This window comes from Streptococcus sp. CCH5-D3, assembly GCF_001556435.1.
GTDB lineage: Bacteria > Bacillota > Bacilli > Lactobacillales > Streptococcaceae > Streptococcus.
In genome coordinates this window covers 1-674 of record NZ_LSIW01000044.1, presented here as the reverse complement: position 1 = coordinate 674, position 674 = coordinate 1, and the positions used below count along the sequence as shown (strand labels likewise).

1 protein-coding gene is annotated in these 674 nt (G+C 38.0%); it reads right to left on the bottom strand.

Annotation, left to right across the window (positions count from 1 at the left end; genetic code table 11):
• Positions 1-18: 18 nt before the first annotated feature.
• A partial coding sequence (locus AX662_RS02265; RefSeq protein ID WP_231728405.1) for a DUF6287 domain-containing protein occupies positions 19-674 on the bottom strand: 656 nt, incomplete at its 5' end.

Here is a 674-nt window from a genome sequence, read left to right as displayed (position 1 = left end):
AATAAAATGACTAGTCTTCTACTCTCGATAATAAATATCCGTTCCATCACTGACATGATTTTTACTCCAAAAAATTGACTCTCTTCCATCTTGTCCCGACGGAGTAAATGCAATTGGTGTCTCACTAATACCTTCTGATGTTTTTGTAACAGCTGTAAGCTTTTCTCCTTGGACGACAAATTTATCAAAAACTACATCACCCGCAGGATTACCATTCACTTGGGTCAAGCCATTGGCATCGAAAGTAATACTATTACCTTGTGCATTTCTCCAAGATCCTTTAACACTTGAAAAATTACCTGTTTGAATTTCTTGGATGTTCATACCACTAGATTCCGATTGAGTTTGTTTCTCACCTTCTATTCGTTCCGTATAATCAAGAGCAATCCATCCTTGACCAGACTGTAGTTTCCCCCAAGTGTAACCTTCTGCACTTGTTGTTTCCGAAATAGTGTGAATACCTTGAGAAATCTTGCCCAAAGACTGAGACTTCGCACTCGGTTCTTTGCGTATTTCCAAATCCGATATTTGCACACGAACCTGAAAACCAGTTTCTGACTTAATATCCTCACTTTGACTAGAAGATTTCATATCACTTTCTTTTGAAGAAGTCGTTGAACCTTTATCAATTGCTTCCCACTTTAAGTTTTTGAGATTCAAAGCCGTAGACGAAA